Source organism: Tardiphaga sp. 866_E4_N1_4 (assembly GCF_052076075.1).
Taxonomy (GTDB): domain Bacteria; phylum Pseudomonadota; class Alphaproteobacteria; order Rhizobiales; family Xanthobacteraceae; genus Tardiphaga; species Tardiphaga robiniae.
The window spans coordinates 397,739-415,759 of the sequence record NZ_CP197242.1 but is presented as its reverse complement, the minus strand read 5'-3'; the positions used below and the strand labels follow the sequence as shown (position 1 = coordinate 415,759).

Here is an 18,021-nt window from a genome sequence, read left to right as displayed (position 1 = left end):
GACCATGTCCGACATCCTGACCAGGATCGAAGCCTATAAGCGCGAGGAAATCGCGGCCGCCAAGCGCGCCCATCCGCTCGCATCCATCGAAGCGCTGGCCAAGACTGCGCCGGCGCCACGCGGCTTCATGACCGCGATCCACAAGAAGCTCGACAAGAACGAGTTTGCGCTGATTGCCGAAATCAAGAAGGCGTCGCCGTCCAAGGGGCTCATTCGCGAGGACTTCGACCCGCCGACGCTGGCCAAAGCCTATGAGGCCGGCGGCGCCGCGTGTCTCTCGGTCCTGACCGATACGCCGTCCTTTGAAGGGCATCTCGACTTCATGGTCGCGGCGCGCGCCGCGACCAAACTGCCGGTGCTGCGCAAGGACTTCATGTTCGACACCTATCAGGTGGTCGAGGCCCGCGCCCATGGCGCCGATTGCATCCTGATCATCATGGCTGCACTCGACGATGCGCAGGCGCGTGACATCGAAGACGCCGCCATCGACCAGGGCATGGATGTGCTGATCGAAATCCACGACCAGCCGGAGCTGGAACGCGCGCTGAACCTGCGCTCGCCGATGATTGGCATCAACAACCGCAATCTGCGCACCTTCGAGACCACGCTGACCGCCAGCGAAACGCTGGCGCCGATGATCCCCCGGGATCGTCTCAAGGTCGGCGAAAGCGGAATCTTCACGCCAGACGACCTCGCACGCCTCGAGCGCGTCGGCATCTCCACCTTCCTGGTCGGCGAAAGCCTGATGCGGCAGGCGGACGTGACGGCTGCAACGCAGACGCTACTCAAGCGCGCGAACGGAACGCATTGATCATGGCCGGCAAGACGAAAAAATCGAAGCAGGCCCCGGCCCTCACCCACATCGATTCCTCGGGCGAAGCCCGCATGGTCGACGTGTCGGAGAAACCGGCGACCGAACGCATCGCGGTGGCCGAAGGTCTGGTGATCATGAGCAAGGCGACGCTCGAGATGATCGTCTCCGGCAATGCCAAGAAGGGCGATGTGCTCGGCACGGCGCGTATCGCCGGCATCATGGCGGCAAAGCGCACATCGGATCTGATCCCGCTGTGCCATCCGCTGGCGCTATCCAAAGTCACGCTGGACATCACGCCCGACAAGAAACTGCCGGGCTGCCGCGTACGTGCGTCGGTCAAGGTCACGGGCCCCACGGGCGTCGAGATGGAAGCGCTGACGGCCGTCTCCGTCGCATGCCTGACAATCTACGACATGATCAAGGCCGTCGAGCGCGGTGTCCGCATCGAGGGCATCCACCTCGTCGAGAAAAAGGGTGGCAAGTCCGGGCACTATCTGGTCACGGACAACGCCGCGAATTGAATACTCCGCGGTCGCCCGGCGTCAGCCGCAGACATACACGCGCCGCCATCGCCAACCGTGATAAGTCCGCACCCGTATAACGTCATAGCAGTTGTCGTAATACGGATAGCCCGCATAGGCGTAGGACGAACCGAATCCGATCACAAACGGGGCGAAATTCCGGAAGCGGCGGTTATGGTGGCCGAAGTGATGGAAGCCTCGATTGGACATTCCGGCGAAGCGTGCTCCGCCGGGCATAGCGACGAAACGAGTTGCACCGAACCCGCCGCCGCGCAGGCCGCCCATGGCCATACCGCCGCCGCGGAAGCCACCTCCGTGAAAACCACCACCGTGGAAACCACCACCGTGCCCGCCACCACCGCCGTGGCCGCCCCCGCCGCCGCGCGCGGAAGCATCCATCGGCACGGACGTCATGCCGATGGCCGCAATTGTGGCAAGTCCGATCAACATTTTCCTGAGCATGGCACACTCCTGTCGCAGGTGTGGGCCCCCATCCTCAGAACACCGGTTGCCGCAAATAATTCCCGATGATCGCCAGCGACATCGAACAAGTGGCCGTCACTTGATCATCGGACAACCGCCCTCGGCCATCGACCGCAATGCTGCGACAGCACGCTTCGACGAAATCGCGAACTGTTCGAGATCGCGCAGGCGCTCATCGAGCTGCTGTCGCCGCGCAACCATCTTTGCGGCCAGCACGACGCGCAATTTCTCATGAAGTTCCCAGAGCGCGTCATCACTGCGAAATCGCGATCCTGCGCCGTCATCGATCTTGTTTACGAACAATAACCGGGACCGCGCGCGACATGGGGGGTGTTTGGCGGCGGTCCCGGGCCAGATCAAGCGACCAACCGGACGGATGAGACATCCAGGCTGGTGCTCGTGGCGGGATCAGCACTACCAAGCAGGACAAGGCCAAGTGTGAATGCGCACTACTTAGTTACGCGCGCGCGTTGTAAGTTTTGCGGTAACCTGAATAGGGGCAGATTTCAGCGATCGCTGTCATCACGGTGCTCGCGCACGAGACGCTGCCGGCTGCGCTGCGGCTTCATCTCACTGACGATCCACGGCCCGATCTGCGCATCGAGATGACGCTCATATCGTTTGACCAGCAACCACGCAGCAGGTGGCAGCAGCAAGGCCATCAATCCAACCATAATCGACATTCCAAATCCTTTAAATCAAAGGGTTTCGATGTCATTAGGTACGTGGAATAGCCTTTTATGTTTGAAATTGCCCGCATGTATTTTCTGCGGAGCAGCAAGTTACCTACCGATCCGCCAATTCCCGCAACTGGCCCCACATCGATACCGGGAACGACTGATGTTGCCGGTATCGATGCGCGACAGGCTACTTGATCATCGGACAACCACCCTCGGCCATCGGTCGGAACGCCTTTTCGGCAGGGATGGTCGAGAGCAGCTTGTAATAGTCATACGGCCCCTTCGACTCTGCCGGCTTCTTGATCTCGAACAGGTAGATCGGGTGGATGACGCGGCCATCGGCACGGATCGTGACCTCACCGAACAGCTTGTCCTTGCCCTTGAAAGTCTTCATCTGCGGTACGACGACACTGGCATCGTCGCTGCCCTTGGCGGCTACGGCATTGAGATAGGCCAGCGTGGAGGCATAGACGCCCGCCTGATTGGCGCTCGGCATCTTGCCGTTCATGCCCGGCCGCGCCGCAAAGCGTTTGCCAAAGGCGCGGGTGTCGTCATCCATGTCCCAGTAGAAGGATTCCGTCAGCAACAGGCCCTGCGCGGTCTTCAGGCCCATGCCGTGAACGTCGTTGATGAAGATCAGGAACGCGACCAGCTTCTGCGGGCCGTCCTGCATGCCGAACTCGCCGGCCTGCTTCACCGCATTGATGGCATCGGCGCCGGCATTGGCAAGACCGATCACCTTGGCCTTGGAGCTCTGCGCCTGCAGCAAGAGCGAGGCGAAATCGGAGGTGCCGAGCGGGTGCTTCGATGACCCCAGCACCTTGCCGCCGTTCTTCGTGATGTAGTTGGTGGCTTCGGCCTCGATGCCCTGCCCCAGCGCGTAATTCACCGTGAGAAAGTACCAGTCGTCACCGCCCCGCTGCATCATCGCCGCTGCGGTGGTGTTGCCGGTGGCCCATGCGTCATTGACCCACTGGATGGTGTTCGGCGAACAGTCCTTGCCGGTCAGGTCCGAGGTCGCTGTCGACGAGGCCAGGAACGTCATCTTGGTGTTGCGGGCGATATTGTTGATGGCGAGACCCACCGATGAATTCGGCACGTCGACGATGGCATCGACCTTTTCGACATCGAGCCATTTGCGCGCGATGGCGGAGCCGACATCCGCCTTGTTCTGATGGTCGGCATAGACGATCTCGACCTTGATATTCTGGCCGCCGCCGTTGAAATCCTCGGCCGCCATCCGCGCGGCTTCCACCGAGCCCATGCCGTTGGTGTCCTGAAACACGCCGGAAATATCGTTAAGCACACCGACCCGCACCACATCGTCGGACACCTGCGCCTGCACTGCCGTCGCCATCACGCAGGATGCCGCAGCAGCCAAAACTGTCTTGAAGCCCTTCATTGTCGTCTCTCCCCTCTACCTTGATTGCGCGGGTCCGGACGTTGCCGGTCGCGGTCTTGCTTGCGAGTTACACCTGTCGCTCCGGCAGCCGGAGCACGAGGCCATCGAGCGCCTCGGTGATCTTGATCTGGCACGACAGCCGGCTGTTCGGCAGCCGCTCGCTTGCGACACCCTCCAGCAACTCATCCTCGTCGGCACCGACTGTGCCAACTTTGCCCAGCCAGTTGTCGTCGACATAGACGTGGCAGGTGGCGCAGACCGCGCCGCCACCGCATTCGCCCGTGATGCCGTCGATGCCATGCAGCAGCGCCGTATACATGGCGCTATCGCCGTCATTGGCGCTGACTGTCTCGGCACGGTCGTCGTGATGAATGAACGTAATGCTCGGCATGGAATCCTCAGGCAGGCGTGAAGGTGACCGGCAGGCTTTCGAGCCCGCGCAGTGTGTTGTTGTAACGGCGCTTGACGTCGCCGGTGATCTCGATCGACGCGACCTTGCGCGCCAGTGCGGAGAGCATGACCTCGCCCTCAAGCCGCGCCACGAGCTGGCCGACGCACATGTGGATGCCGGAGCCGAAGCCGACATGACCCGATGTCTTGCGGGTGATGTCGTAGCGTTCGGGATCGGCCCAGCGGCGCGGATCGCGGTTGGCGGCGGCCAGGAACATCAGCACCTTCTCGCCCTCACCGACATGGCAACCGCTGATCTCGACATCGCGGGTCGTGGTGCGGAAGAAGGTCTGCACCGGACTTTCGTAACGCACGGCCTCCTCGAAGGCGTTGCGCGCCAGCGACAGGTCGCTGCGTAGCCGCGCGAATTCTTGCGGGTAGCGCGCCAGGCAATAAACGGCAGCGCCGATACCGTTCACCGTCGTGTCCAGTCCTGCCGACAGCAATGAGCGCACCAGCAGCGGCGCCTCGTCGGCGGTGATGTCGCCGGTGTCGACCCGCGCATGGATGCAGGCGCCGAAACCGCCCGGTGCGAGATTGTCGCGCTGGCATTGCGCGGCGACATAGGCCTGATGCGGCGCTGAGCGTTCGATGGCGTCCTGGCGCAGCTGGTTCGGCGGACCGAAGGCATTGAAGACAAGACCGGCATAAGGCAGCAGGTTTTCGCGGCCCTCCTTCTGCAGTCCCATCGCATCGGGGAACACCGATAGTGGATAGGCTTCGGCGAGATCCGCGACCGCGTCGAAACTGCGCCGCTCCAGCAGTTCGTCGACCTTGGCATCGGCCGCCGCAGCGAAGCCATCGCGCAGTTGCTTCATCACCGCGGGTGACAGGACCTTGTTGAGCACCGCGCGCGTGCGCGTATGCGCCGGCGGATCGGCTTCGAGGATGAGGCTCGGCGGACGCCACGGCTTCTCCCTGGCAAAGTCGCTAAGACCCACGCCGCGGCTCGAGCAGAACGTCGCGGGATCGTTCAGGACTGCATGAACTTCGGCATAGCGCGCGACGGCGTAGACGTTCCATTTGTCGAGATAGACCACGGGCCCGGCTTCACGCAGCACCTCGTGGGTGGGGTGAGGATCGGCGAAGAAGTCCATGGCGAAGGGATCGACGTCGAGGTGGACGACGGGCTGAGACGATGCGTCGTTCGGCAAGGCTCCGCCAAAGGACAGCACCGGCGGGGTGTGGGGCGATGCCGTCGTGACCGTGGCGACCATGTGAATCTCCCATATTTTCTTGTTGGCAATTGTGGCTGCGTGTCTCTATTCCTCAGGACCATGTGATCTCGCCGATTTCGACGACGTCACGCTGGCAGGCAGGATCGTGGTGCATGAGCAAGAATGGATCGGGAAAAACGGTTCGAAAGCCCGCCAAGGCGAAAGTGACAAAGGTCAATGTCAGGACTGTCGCCGCGAAAGCGCCCGCTTCGAAAGGCGGGCAGTTGCTCGATCTTGAGCGCTATGTGCCGGCCTTCATCACCTTCATTGCGAACAAGCTCTCGCGCAACGCGACCGCGCTCTATCAGAAGCGCTTTGGCGTGAATGTCACCGAGTGGCGCATCATGTCGCTGCTGGCCATCGAGCCCGGCATTCCCGCCTCGCGCATCTGCCACGTCATCGGCTTCGACAAGGGACCGGTCAGCCGCACGCTTGCCATGCTGGAAGAGCGCGGCCTGGTCGCCATCAATGCCGACCCGGACGACGCGCGCACCCATTCGATTACGCTGACCACGAAGGGTCGCACGACCCATGACGCCGTCATCGTGACCGCACTGGAACGCGAGCGAAAGCTGCTGTCCTGCCTGGATGAAAGCGAACGCGAAGTGCTGATCGACTTGCTGCGACGCATTCACGGCAATCTCGGCGCGGTAACCGGCTAGGCCCTCACGCGTTACTCGCGCGTCATCAATCGCTGTCCCGCACAAGCGGTCCACCATCGTTTCTCTCCCTGCAGGGCCCGGCAGTTGACTGCTCTAGGTAGCGCCCTCTTTGGAAAGGCTCTCACGAATTAGTTGCCTAGGCAACAGAAATATCGGGACGGTTTGTCACGCGGAGGCAAGGATTTTCTGCCATCATCCGCTAACCTGCGCCGCACATGTTCAATCGTTGAGCCAAAAGATACAGATGACGATGTCGCTTACGCCAAATTCCGCAGACGCCCTGCTGTTTGATCTCGGCCGCGTCGTGCTGGATATCGATTTCACGCGCGTGCTGAAGGTCTGGTCGGACTACGCGCAGTGTACACCGGACGACATCGTGAGCCGGTTTGCGCGCGGCGACGTCTATATGCGACACGAGCGCGGCGAGATTTCCGACGACGCATTCTTTGCGCATCTGCACGACACGCTCGGCATCGATCTGACGCCGGCACAATTTCTCGAAGGCTGGAATGCGATCTTCGTCGGGGAGATGCCGGGCATTGCCGAACTCCTCGCGCATGCCTCGAAGCGCTGGCCGCTCTACGCGTTCTCAAACACCAATGTCGCGCATGTCACGCATTTCTCGGAACACCATGCCGATCTGCTCAGTCACTTCCGCACGGTGTTTCTGTCGTCCTCCATCGGGCTTCGCAAGCCCGATGCAAAATCCTATGAGCACGTCATCGCGGAAATCGGCATCCCCGCCGACCGCATCGTGTTCTTCGACGATCTTGCCGACAATATCGAGGCCGCCCGTGCTTGCGGATTGCAGGCCGTCCACGTCACCTCGCCGACATCGGTCGCCGAGGCGCTCAAGGCACTCGGGCTTTAGGTCCGCGAGATGCGCCGGAAGGCGATGCTGGTGAGGACGCCGAGCAGTGCCCAGAACAGCAGGCTGGTCAGGACCGCCGCAACGACGAAACTGTGCGACAGTGCCTCGGGGACATCCGTATGGCCAGCCGGCGCCAGCGGTGCGCCGATCAGGTGCGGCAGCACGATCAGGCCGAGGCCGAGAATGGTGGCCCATGACGCCTTGCGGAAGACCAGCAGGCCGAGCCCCGCCGCAGTGGCGCAGGCAGTACCGATCCACCAGGTCTGGCGCAGTGTGAGGTCGGCGACAGGCATTCCCGGTAATTCCGGCGGCAGGCCGAGGCCGGGCGCCGCCGTGAAGACAACGAAACCGCCGAGGCCCCAGAACAGCCCTTCCCGCCAGCTCACGGCCCGGCCACGCAGCGCGAAGATGCCGGCCAGTAGCAACGCGAAGCCGATGGCAGTCAGGATATTGGCGCCGGTGGTGAAGGCATTGCGCTGCAAGCCCTCGGCAGGCTCCCATTCAGCCTCATGGCTATGGGCGGCGGCGCCATGGTCGTGCGTATGGGCGGGCTGCGCGGCAGCCGTCGGCGCAACCGCGGCCGGAGCTTCCGCCTTGCGCTCATAAACTTCGCTTTTCTGGATCAGGGGAATGGTCCCGACCATCTGGGCGCCGGTGATGGCAGCGCCAGAGATCACGCCAGCCAGCGCTGCCGAGAAGACGATCGACCTGAAGACGGACATGTCTCAGTGGCAGGGGAATGCGTTGGCGTGGCGCGTGTCATGGGCCGCATTGTGGACGGCGCTGATATGCGAGAAGCCGACCACACCGACGATGAACAGACCGAGCGCCATGGCCAGAACGGCTTGCACGACGACATTGACGTCAGTGGTGACGGCGGAGATCTGGGCGGTCTGGGTCTGTTGCATCGGAATCCTCGCGAAATAGACAGCCAATTTAGCCGAGTTGCTCCGGCGGCGCGACCGTTAATTTTACATCGCGCGGGCGAGATCGCGGCTGGTCAGATGAAAATTCGCATCTGCCGCCACCGGCGCACGCACCAGCTTGGCGCCGGCCGCCGCCTGGAACACGTCTCTGTGGTCGCGGAAATAGGCCGCGCAGTCCTCCGGCGACGGGTAGCGCCGGAGCAGCGTCCGGAACGCATGACGGTGCACCATGCACAGCCCGCCATGGCCGGACGGCCGGAATGCCAGCGCATCGACATCCTCCCGCCAGACAGGCGCTTTATCGTCGGTTGCAGCGTGATTGTCGGTCATGATCGCCGATGTCTACCGTGTTTCCCTGCCCTGCCAAAGCGCCGGTGGTTTTGCGTCCGCTCCCGCTCTCCGCTATGACGGGCGCCCACACTGCCGGAGATCCCCGCGATGGCCCTGATGCCGGTTAACGATGCCATGGCCGCGATTCTCGCGGGCGCCGATGCGCTGCCTGAGGAGATGGTGCCGCTGGAAGACGCGTTCCACCGCGTGCTCGCCCGCGACATCGCTTCGCTGCGCACGCAGCCACCGGAGCCCATGTCAGCGATGGACGGTTATGCTGTGCGCGCTGCCGATGCGACTTTGGGCGCCAAGCTCCGCGTCATCGGCGAGATTGCCGCAGGCAAGCCGTTCGACCGCTCGCTGCAGACCGGTGAAGCCCTGCGAATCTTCACCGGCGGCGTTTTACCCGCTGGCGCCGACGCCGTGGTGATCCAGGAAGATACCACGCGCGATGGCGATATCGTCGGGATCAACGAAGCTGCAATTTCCGGCAAGCATATCCGCCCGGCGGGCGTCGATTTCAACGAAGGCGATGTGCTGCTGCGCGCCGGCACCCGCCTTACCGATCGCGACCTGGCGCTTGCTGCCGGGATGAACCATCCGTCACTGCCCGTGCGGCGACGGCCGGTCGTTGCCGTGCTCGCCACCGGCGACGAACTGGTGATGCCCGGCGCGGTCCCCGGCCCCGGCCAGATCGTGCTCTCCAATGGTTTCGCGCTGCGTGCGCTGGCCCGTGCCGAAGGCGCCGAGGTGATCGATCTCGGTATCGCCGTCGATACGGTGGAGGCGACCACATCGGCCATTCAGCGCGCGATCGACCTGAAGGCCGACGTGCTGATCACCACCGGCGGTGCGTCGGTCGGCGACCACGACCTCGTGCAGCAATCCCTGATCAATGCCGGCGTCGAGATGGCGTTCTGGCGCATCGCCATGCGGCCCGGCAAGCCGATGATGCACGGACGCCGCCAGGGCATGCGCGTGATCGGCCTGCCCGGCAATCCCGTCTCGTCCTATGTCTGCGGCTTCCTGTTCATGGTGCCGCTGCTGCGCGCGCTGTCCGGCCGAAACGAGGTCGCTCACGCGCTCGAACCCGCGGTGCTCGGCCGCCACCTCGCCGCCAACGACCAGCGCGAGGACTATCTGCGCACGCGTCTGGAAACCCGCGCCGACGGCACCGTGGTGGCGACGCCGGTGATGAAACAGGACTCGTCGCTGCTAGGAAATCTGGCTGTTGCCGAAGGACTTCTGATCCGCAAGCCATTCGCTCCCGCCGCCGCCGCTGGTGATTCCTGCGCGATCATGCGACTGCCTGTTTAAAGGCCGAGATGCGCGATGGGATGCCGGGCCACCGGAACTTCCGCCGCGCGGCATGTTCTCTGAGCTTTTTTCTGACTGAGATACCTTAACGCGGCTTCAGTCACTGAATTGTCACGTAACGCAGCGAGACATCGCAGCGAAACAAGATCGGTGCACAAATGGACTATTTCAAACGCTTCAATTTCCTGTTTGCGATGCCAACATTCGACGCCGACGATCTCGAGGGCATTCGCCTCAATCAGATCGTCGATGAGATCGAGCGTTCCGGCTTCGAGGTCGTCAAGGCGCGCAAGCTCGAAGACGCAACGATCGCGGTCCAGACCGACGCGGCGATCGGCTGCATGGTGGTCGACTGGGGCAAGAAGGGCCTCGAAGGCAAGACCGCGGCGCTGATCAACCTGATGCGCAAACGGGGCCTCGATTTCCCCATCATCCTGCTGATCCGTCGCAAGCGGTTTGAAGACGTCCCGGTCGAGGTGCTCGATTTCATCGACGGCTATGTCTTCCTGTCGGAGGAAACACCGCCGTTCATCGCCAAGAATCTCATCAGCCGATTGAAGCAATATGCCGAGACGCTGAAGACGCCGTTCTTCGGCGCTTTGGTCGACTATGCCGAGGAAGGCAACCAGCTCTGGACCTGCCCCGGGCACAATGGCGGCGTGTTCTACAGCCGCAGCCCGATCGGGCGGGTGTTCATGGAACATCTCGGCGAAGCCGTGTTTCGCGACGACCTCGACAACTCGGTGCTCGATCTCGGCGATCTTCTGACCCATGAGGGCCCTGCGCTGCAGGCGCAGAAGGAAGCCGCGCAGATTTTTGGCGCGGAGAAAACCTATTTCGTGCTCAACGGCACCTCGACCTCCAACAAGGTCGCGCTATCGGCTCTGGTTACCGATGGCGATCTGGTGCTGTTCGATCGCAACAATCACAAGGCGGCTTTGCACGGCGCGTTGATGATTTCAGGCGGTGTGCCGATCTATGTGCCGACGACGCGCAATCCCTGGGGCCTGATCGGCCCGATGAACTGGGACGCGCTCGACGAGGACGCGCTGCGCGAGCGCATCCGTATCAATCCGCTGGTCACGGATCCCGAGGCCTGGAAGCGTCCACGCCCGTTCCGCGTCGCCGTGGTCGAACAGTGCACCTATGACGGCACCATCTACAGCGCCGAGATGATCATCGCGCGCATCGGCCATCTCTGCGATTACATCCTGTTCGACGAAGCCTGGGCGGGTTTCATGAAATTCCACCCGCTCTATGCCGGCCGGTTCGCCATGGGACTCAAGGACCTCGGCCCGGATTCGCCGGGTATCATCGCGACGCAGTCGACCCACAAGCAGCTCGCGAGCTTCTCTCAGGCGTCGCAGATCCACATGAAGGATCGCCACATCCGCGGCCAGAAGCGCCGCGTCGAGCACCGGCGCTTCAACGAAAGCTTCATGCAGCACGCCTCGACCTCGCCGTTCTATCCGCTGTTCGCATCATTGGATGTCGGCGCGCAGATGATGAAGGGCCGCTCCGGCGAAGTGTTGTGGGACGATACGATCCGGCTCGGCATCGAACTGCGCAAGAAGATGCGCGCGGTGCGCCGCGAATTCGAGGAGAAGGAAACCCGCGCCGAGCGTCGCTGGTTCTTCGAACCCTTCGTGCCCGAGCGCGTCGCGATTCCCGACGCAGCCAGCGAAGGTGCTGTTCACAATGTGCCGTGGGAAAGCATCGGCACTGACCAGCTGGCCACCAATCCGGCTTATTGGCAGCTCGCGCCTGACGCCGCCTGGCATGGCTTCCCCGGCATGGAAGCCGGTTTCACCATGACCGATCCCAACAAGCTGACGGTACTGACACCCGGCTTCGACCGCACCACCGGCGGCTATGCGGAACACGGCATCCCCGCGCCCGTGGTCGCGCAGTTCCTGCGCGAAAATCGCATCGTGCCGGAGAAGAACGATCTCAACTCGCTGCTCTTCCTGCTGACGCCCGGCGTGGAAGCCAGCAAGGCCGGCACGCTGATATCGGGCCTTGTCGCCTTCAAGAAGTTTCATGACGACAACGCGCTGCTGGAAGACGTCATCCCCGAATTCGCCAGGCGCAGGCCGGCGCGTTATGCGGGCATACGCCTGCGCGATCTGTGCGGCGACATGCAGCGGTTCTTCCGCGAGGCCAATGTGAGCGAACTTCAGACCAGGCAATTCTCCGCTGACCATCTGCCGGAGATCGCCATGTCGCCCCATGATGCTGCGCGCTGTCTGGTGCGCAACGACGTCGATTACCTCCCGATCGATGAGATCTTCGGGCGCGTCGCGACGACGCCGTTCGTGGTCTACCCGCCCGGCATCGCCACGATCGTCCCCGGAGAACGGCTCACTGAACGGTCAAAGCCGATGATCGATTATCTCAGGATGTTCGAGACCTGCTTCAACACCTTCCCGGGCTTCGACGTCGAAATCCAGGGCATCTACCGCAAGGTCGACGCCAATGGCCGGATCCGACTTTACACTTACGTGGTCTCCGAATAGGGAGCACGTAAGGAGCCTGATTTGCCAACGGAACTCGAACAGCCGGTCGTCATCCGACCATCACGCGACACCGACGTCGATGCCATGCTGGCGATCTATCGCCGGCACATCCGGCAAGGCGTCGAGGAAGGCGTCAGCGACGCCGACACGCCGCAGCCTGACGATCTCAGAGACCGGCGTAAGAACCTGCGCAGCAAACGGTTCCCGCACCTCGTCGCCACGCAAGGCGGCGAGGTCGTCGGCTATGCCTATGTGGTGCTGTTCCGCAAGCGACCGGCCTATCGCTACACGGTCAAGCATTCGATCTATATCCACCACGGACATGTCGGCCGGGGCATCGGCCGGCTGTTGATGCGCGAACTCATCGACGTGTGCGCGGCGGCCGGCTTCCGGCAGATCATCGGCTATATCGATGCCGACAACACGGCCTCGCTCGGCTTGCATGAGAGCTTCGGCTTTGCCCGCGTCGGCTTGCTGCCCGGCGTCGCCTATCGCTCGGGCCGCTGGGCCGACACGATCATGGTTCAGCGCTCGCTGGCGACCGGCTCCACGACTCCGCCGCCGCCCATTGGGCGCATGACGTCCGCGTAGCCCAAGCGACCGCGGAAGCATTTTCCATGTCCGTCGAGGATCGACGACTGGTGAGGAACAGCCTCCTCAAAACCTCGCTCAACGTGCGTTCTGTTGACGGCAAATTAAGCATTGCAGAACACATATGGAACATATAGTGTTCGTTCATGATTTGTTTCGAGATTCTGTGGCTTTGAGTAGTTTGAGAGTGCCCGAACTCGCGCAACCGATCTTCGAACGATCGTCTCAGGATTGAGGCTCACTGTTCGAAGGCCCTTTGAAACGCACGCGGCGGCCGACACCGTCAACTGAGGATGGCTTCAGATGCTCACGCGCAAACAATACGAACTCCTGCGATTCATCGATCAACGGCTGAAGGAAGCCGGCGTCCCGCCCTCCTTCGACGAGATGAAGGATGCGCTCGACCTGCGCTCGAAGTCCGGCATCCATCGTCTGATCACGGCGCTGGAAGAACGCGGCTTCATACGCCGTCTGCCCAACCGCGCCCGTGCCATCGAAGTCATCAAGCTGCCAGAGCTCGGCGCGCCGGTCACCGGCGGCACCGGGCGCCGCGGCTTCACGCCCAGCGTCATCGAAGGCACGCTTGGCAAGGTGCGTTCGGCCGCCAGCATCGCCAGCAACAGCGGCGATGATGACAATGGCCGCACGGTTGCTATCCCGGTCATGGGCCGGATCGCGGCAGGTACGCCGATCGAGGCGCTGCAGACCCGCAGCCACACCATCAGCATGCCCGCGGACATGCTCGGCTCCGGCGAACATTACGCGCTCGAAGTGCGCGGCGATTCCATGCAGGACGCCGGCATTCTCGATGGCGATACCGTGCTGATCCAGCGCAACGAGAGCGCCGACACCGGCGACATCGTGGTGGCCCTGATCGACGACGAGGAAGCCACGTTGAAGCGCTTCCGCCGCCGCGGCGCGTCGATCGCGCTGGAGCCCGCCAACGACGCCTACGAGGTCCGCATCCTGCCGCCCAACCGGGTGCGCATTCAGGGCAAGCTGATCGGCCTGTATCGCCGCTACTGAGATTGCGCCTCGGCGGATTACTGATCTTCGGGTTGAAGATCGGTTTCCGCCGGCGTCGCATCCACCGGCCGGTTTTGTGGCGTGCGACTGTTCTGGATCAGATCGTGCTGGGGCTCATCGGGGATGGCGCGCGACCACGGGCGGTCCAGGCCACGCGGGCGCACGGCATCGATGGTAAAGCCGTTCGCGGTTCGCTGCAGGCTCACCGCACCATTTCGTTGCAAGCGATCCTGATCGATCACCAGCGCCCTGCAATCCCTCGGCGATTGTCTCGTTGTGATGATGAGTGCCGCTTTCTCGCAATCATCTGTGAATGCATCCGGCTGTAAAACCAGCGCCACCAAAGCGCCATCGGCCAGCGCCGCGATGCACCCGTCGCGGTCGCAGGACACACCGTGGCTGAGGGAGGCATCCGTTGGCAGCCGGGCGTCGGCATCACCGGCAAGCCACTCCTTCGTGAGAAACGCATCCTTGGCGCTGCGCATCATATGCAGGCGCCCCTCCCTGCCCCGTACCGCAACGCTGTGACCGTCACCCGAAATCAGGACATCCGGCTGCTTGACCAGCAACGCCCAGACAATCGAGAGCGCAAGCACACCAAGCCCTGCGAGGCGCAACGGCGTGCGCAGCAATCCCAGCACGATGATGCCGATACTGGCTGATATCAGCGGTCCCGTCCCGAAGGCCGGCATCCGGCCGATGGCGCCGGGCAAGGCTGCCACCCATTGCGTGACGACAATCATCCACTGGATGCCGACATCCATCAGCCGCCAGAACACACCGTCAAAGCCAAACGGCATGGCCACCAAACCGAGAATACCCGTCGGCATAACCAGTGCCGAGACCACCGGCATCGCCAGGAGATTGGCGACGACGCCATAAGGCGTGACGCGATGGAAATGAAATGCGGCATAGGGCGTGGTGGCAAGGCCCGCGACCAGCGAAGCCAGTACGAGCATCGCGATCTCGCGTCCGCCCCATAGCGCCACGCGCGCGGTCGCGGAATGATCGGGCGAGGCAAACAGCGCGGGCATGCCTATCTGCACCAATGCGACCAGCCCCAGCGTCGCCGCGAATGACATCTGAAAACTCGGATGCACCAGTGCTTCCGGCGCCACGATCAGCACAACCATTGCTGCCACCGCCAGCGTACGGAACGTCACCGCCCGGCGATCGACCATGACTGCCATCAACACAACGGCCGTCATGAAAAAGGATCTCTGTGTCGCGACTTCGGCACCTGACAGCAGCAAATAGAACAGTGCTGCGAATAACGCCGCAGCCGCTGCGACTTTCTTGATCGGGAATGTCACCGTCAGGACAGGGATCAGTGCCAGCAGTGCGCGTATCGCAAAGAACACCACGCCGGCGACAACGGCCATGTGATAGCCAGAGATCGACAACACATGACCGAGGCCGGAGATGAACATCGCATCATTGACGTCAGCCGAAATCGCATCGCGGCGGCCCGTGAGCAGCGCCGTGGCAATGGCGCGGCTATCGCCCGAGAGCACGGTGCGGATCCGCGCGTCGATGGCGTCGCGCAGACCCTGCATGGTCGCTGAATAGCGTAGCGCCACACCCGGCTGTATCGGCGGATCGACCGCCTTAATGCCGCCCATCACGAAGCCTGATGCGCCGATCCCCTGGAAATACAGATCGCGGCCAAAGTCGTAACTCCCTGGCCGGAGCGGCGACAGCGGCGGCTGCAGCCTTGCCTTCAATTCGACGAAGCTGCCGACGACAGGCGCCGTGCCCTTCTTCACCGACAGCCGCACACGGGCGAGCTTCGGTGCGGCGCGCGGGCTGTCCATCGTGGCAACGCGCAGCACGAAGCGATCCGTGCGCTCCCGTTCCTCGTGCGTTTCGACGAAGCCGGTAAGCGCGACGGAATAGAGCGGCTTCGCCAGAACCTCATGAGCCACGCGCGCGGTTTTCATGGCCCCCATCGCAAAGCCGGCCGCGATGGCCGCAATGAGCAAGATCAAGGGAAACCATCGTTGTCGCCGCAGCAAAAACGCAGCCACGCAAAGAAGGCCAGCCGTCGCAGCGGCAACCCAGGCCACCGGCTCATGCTCAGCGGCAAAATACAGCGCGATGCCGGTGCCGAAAGCGATCGGCAGCCAGGGCAGCAAGCGACCGGGACCCGCTTCGGCCCGCACCCACGTCCAGAGCGTCTCGAAGCCCGACGTTGATGACGTCGGTGACGGGACAGCGACGCCTGCCGTGGCCGGCGGCGGCCATGTGGTCGCCGTGCCGGATCTGCCCCGCCGCTGTTGCTGATCCCCGCCCCGCGCCATCGAACGCCCGCACGCCAAGCTTGTCCTTCCGAATGCTATCGGAAGGGCAAGCGGCGACTAGCGGAACGGATGCAGAATACGAAAACTAATCTCTAGGGTTGCTCAAGCGAGCTTGGCGTAGCTGTCGCGCAGACCGACGGTGCGGTTGAAGATCAGCTTGCCCGGCGCTGAATCCTTGTCGCGACAGAAGTAACCCTGGCGCTCGAACTGCACGACATCGCTTGTGTTGTCGCTCGCCAGCGCCGGCTCCAGCATGGCGCCGGTCAGCGTCTCCAGCGAGTCCGGATTGAGCTGTGATGCGAACTCGGTCGCATTGGGCTGCGGATCGGCAAACAGCTGATTGTAGACGCGTACTTCCGCCTGCACGGCATCTGCGGCGCTCACCCAATGGATCGTCGCCTTGACCTTGCGGCCGTCCGGCGCATTGCCGCCCCGGGTTTCCGGATCATAGGTGCAGCGCAATTCGACCACTTCGCCGGCGGCATTCTTCACCACGTCCTTGCAGGTAATGAAATAGCCGTACCGCAAGCGCACCTCGCGGCCCGGCGCCATGCGGAAGAATTTCTTCGGCGGCTCTTCCATGAAGTCGTCATGCTCGATGTAGAGCTCGCGGCCGAATGAAATCTGCCGGTTGCCAAGCGACGCATCATCGGGATGGTTGATGGCTTCGAGCTGCTCGGTCTGTCCTTCCGGGTAGTTCTCGATCACCACCTTCAGCGGCTTCAGCACCGCCATGCGGCGCTGCGCCGTGCGATTCAGTGTCTCGCGCACGGCGAAATCGAACATCGAGATATCGACGGTCGAGTTGGCCTTGGCGACGCCGATGCGCTTGACGAATTCGCGCAGCGCTTCAGCGGGAATGCCGCGGCGCTGCAGGCCGGCCAGCGTCGGCATCCGTGGATCGTCCCAGCCCGTGACATGGCCACCGCGGACAAGTTCGGTCAGCACGCGCTTCGACAGCAGCGTGTAGGTCATGTTGAGGCGCGCGAATTCATACTGATGCGGCCGCGATGGCACCGGCAGGTTTTCCAGACACCAGTCATAGAGCGGCCGGTGATCCTCGAATTCGAGCGTACAGATCGAATGCGTCACGTGTTCGATGGCGTCGGATTGGCCGTGCGCGAAGTCGTAGCTCGGATAGATGCTCCAAGCGGTGCCCGTGCGCGGATGGTGCGCATGCAGGATGCGATAGATCACGGGATCGCGCAGGTTGATGTTGCCCGACGACATGTCGATCTTGGCGCGCAGCACGCGGGCGCCGTTCGGGAATTCGCCGGCGCGCATCCGCGCGAACAGATCGAGGTTCTCGTCGACCGGGCGATCGCGGAACGGGCTGTTCTGGCCGGGCTCCGTCAGGGTGCCACGCTTGAAGCGGATTTCTTCCTGCGACTGGTCATCGACATAGGCCTTGCCCGCGCGGATCAGATGTACCGCCCAGTCATAGAGCTGCTCGAAATAGTCCGAGGCGTAATGCAGGTTGCCCTCGCCCCACTCGAAGCCGAGCCAGCGCACATCGCGCTGGATGGCGTCGATATATTCCTGCTCTTCCTTCGTCGGATTGGTGTCGTCGAAACGCAGGTTGCAGTGACCGCCGAATTCCTCGGCGACGCCGAAATTCAGGCAGATCGACTTGGCATGGCCGAGATGCAGGTAGCCGTTGGGCTCCGGCGGAAAGCGCGTCACCACGCTCTTGTGTTTGCCGGATTGCAGGTCCGCCGCAACGATGTCGCGGATGAAGTCACGGCCTGCGTCGGATACCGATTCGTCTGTCATTTGCTGCCTTTCAAGCTGCGCCCTATGTGCCAAATCCGGAAGGCCGCGCCAAGGCCGGATCAGGGGCCGGGTCCCGCGAAAGGGCCTTTTCCGATGCGGTTCCGGCCCCAAATCCGCGTTTATTCGCCGTGAGACAGCGCCC

19 protein-coding genes are annotated in these 18,021 nt (G+C 62.8%); 8 read left to right on the top strand and 11 right to left on the bottom strand.

The annotated features are described in order from the left end of the window. The first annotated feature begins 4 nt into the window (after positions 1–4). A complete protein-coding gene (gene trpC, locus AB8B20_RS02195; protein WP_439071540.1) occupies positions 5–811 on the top strand; it encodes an indole-3-glycerol phosphate synthase TrpC in 807 nt (268 codons plus the stop codon). A 2-nt stretch (positions 812–813) separates the two neighbouring features. After that, positions 814–1,335 (top strand): cyclic pyranopterin monophosphate synthase MoaC, encoded by a 522-nt coding sequence (gene moaC, locus AB8B20_RS02190; protein WP_120289975.1) that lies wholly within the window; start codon positions 814–816, stop codon positions 1,333–1,335. Positions 1,336–1,356: 21 nt separating this feature from the next. Here moaC and AB8B20_RS02185 read toward each other — a convergent pair whose 3' ends face one another. From AB8B20_RS02185 to AB8B20_RS02160, 6 genes are all read right to left on the bottom strand, one after another. Further along, complete coding sequence (locus AB8B20_RS02185) at positions 1,357–1,797, bottom strand: hypothetical protein (RefSeq protein WP_439071539.1); 441 nt, start codon at positions 1,795–1,797, stop codon at positions 1,357–1,359. Positions 1,798–1,893: 96 nt separating this feature from the next. After that, complete coding sequence (locus tag AB8B20_RS02180; RefSeq protein WP_439071538.1) at positions 1,894–2,121, bottom strand: hypothetical protein; 228 nt, start codon at positions 2,119–2,121, stop codon at positions 1,894–1,896. A 203-nt stretch (positions 2,122–2,324) separates the two neighbouring features. Next, complete coding sequence (locus AB8B20_RS02175; protein WP_439071537.1) at positions 2,325–2,501, bottom strand: hypothetical protein; 177 nt, start codon at positions 2,499–2,501, stop codon at positions 2,325–2,327. A gap of 184 nt (positions 2,502–2,685) precedes the next feature. Continuing rightward, positions 2,686–3,900 carry an ABC transporter substrate-binding protein gene (locus AB8B20_RS02170; RefSeq protein ID WP_439071536.1) on the bottom strand — a complete coding sequence of 405 codons (1,215 nt, stop codon included), beginning with the start codon at positions 3,898–3,900 and terminating at the stop codon, positions 2,686–2,688. A gap of 67 nt (positions 3,901–3,967) precedes the next feature. Beyond that, the gene (locus AB8B20_RS02165) at positions 3,968–4,291 is read right to left on the bottom strand and encodes a 2Fe-2S iron-sulfur cluster-binding protein (RefSeq protein ID WP_439071535.1); all 324 of its coding nucleotides are present in this window, start codon (positions 4,289–4,291) and stop codon (positions 3,968–3,970) included. Positions 4,292–4,298: 7 nt separating this feature from the next. Further along, entirely contained in the window at positions 4,299–5,447 is a 1,149-nt protein-coding gene (locus AB8B20_RS02160; RefSeq protein WP_439073010.1) for a cytochrome P450, read from the bottom strand. Positions 5,448–5,680: 233 nt separating this feature from the next. Here AB8B20_RS02160 and AB8B20_RS02155 point away from each other — a divergent pair, with 233 nt between their 5' ends. Both AB8B20_RS02155 and AB8B20_RS02150 read left to right on the top strand, forming a co-directional pair. Then, positions 5,681–6,229, top strand: coding sequence for a MarR family winged helix-turn-helix transcriptional regulator (locus tag AB8B20_RS02155; RefSeq protein WP_175367079.1), 549 nt, complete (start codon positions 5,681–5,683; stop codon positions 6,227–6,229). A 244-nt stretch (positions 6,230–6,473) separates the two neighbouring features. After that, positions 6,474–7,100, top strand: a complete 627-nt coding sequence (locus AB8B20_RS02150; RefSeq protein WP_439063774.1) for an HAD-IA family hydrolase — start codon at positions 6,474–6,476, stop codon at positions 7,098–7,100. Here the strand turns inward: AB8B20_RS02150 and AB8B20_RS02145 are convergent. The 3 genes from AB8B20_RS02145 to AB8B20_RS02135 form a co-directional block, all read right to left on the bottom strand. After that, the gene (locus tag AB8B20_RS02145) at positions 7,097–7,822 is read right to left on the bottom strand and encodes a CbtA family protein (protein ID WP_439071534.1); all 726 of its coding nucleotides are present in this window, start codon (positions 7,820–7,822) and stop codon (positions 7,097–7,099) included. The genes AB8B20_RS02150 and AB8B20_RS02145 overlap by 4 nt on opposite strands. A gap of 3 nt (positions 7,823–7,825) precedes the next feature. Then, complete coding sequence (locus tag AB8B20_RS02140; protein ID WP_089264725.1) at positions 7,826–8,008, bottom strand: CbtB domain-containing protein; 183 nt, start codon at positions 8,006–8,008, stop codon at positions 7,826–7,828. Positions 8,009–8,071: 63 nt separating this feature from the next. Further along, complete coding sequence (locus tag AB8B20_RS02135) at positions 8,072–8,356, bottom strand: hypothetical protein (protein WP_439071533.1); 285 nt, start codon at positions 8,354–8,356, stop codon at positions 8,072–8,074. Between the two features lie 108 nt (positions 8,357–8,464). Between AB8B20_RS02135 and AB8B20_RS02130 the strand changes: the two genes are divergently transcribed. The 4 genes from AB8B20_RS02130 to lexA all read left to right on the top strand — a co-directional run bounded on the left by AB8B20_RS02130 (position 8,465) and on the right by lexA (position 13,806). Continuing rightward, positions 8,465–9,673, top strand: a complete 1,209-nt coding sequence (locus AB8B20_RS02130) for a molybdopterin molybdotransferase MoeA (RefSeq protein WP_439071532.1) — start codon at positions 8,465–8,467, stop codon at positions 9,671–9,673. A gap of 158 nt (positions 9,674–9,831) precedes the next feature. After that, complete coding sequence (locus AB8B20_RS02125; protein ID WP_439071531.1) at positions 9,832–12,189, top strand: Orn/Lys/Arg decarboxylase N-terminal domain-containing protein; 2,358 nt, start codon at positions 9,832–9,834, stop codon at positions 12,187–12,189. Between the two features lie 21 nt (positions 12,190–12,210). Then, positions 12,211–12,780, top strand: a complete 570-nt coding sequence (locus AB8B20_RS02120) for a GNAT family N-acetyltransferase (protein ID WP_276509735.1) — start codon at positions 12,211–12,213, stop codon at positions 12,778–12,780. A 303-nt stretch (positions 12,781–13,083) separates the two neighbouring features. Next, positions 13,084–13,806: a transcriptional repressor LexA gene (lexA, locus tag AB8B20_RS02115; protein WP_068730850.1), complete on the top strand. Its 723-nt coding sequence runs from the start codon at positions 13,084–13,086 to the stop codon at positions 13,804–13,806. A 17-nt stretch (positions 13,807–13,823) separates the two neighbouring features. On the opposite strand, the gene AB8B20_RS02110 is transcribed toward lexA, so the two are convergent. Continuing rightward, positions 13,824–16,106: a ComEC/Rec2 family competence protein gene (locus AB8B20_RS02110; protein WP_439071530.1), complete on the bottom strand. Its 2,283-nt coding sequence runs from the start codon at positions 16,104–16,106 to the stop codon at positions 13,824–13,826. Positions 16,107–16,208: 102 nt separating this feature from the next. Further along, positions 16,209–17,879, bottom strand: coding sequence for a glutamine--tRNA ligase/YqeY domain fusion protein (locus AB8B20_RS02105; RefSeq protein WP_439071529.1), 1,671 nt, complete (start codon positions 17,877–17,879; stop codon positions 16,209–16,211). Between the last annotated feature and the right edge of the window lie 142 nt (positions 17,880–18,021).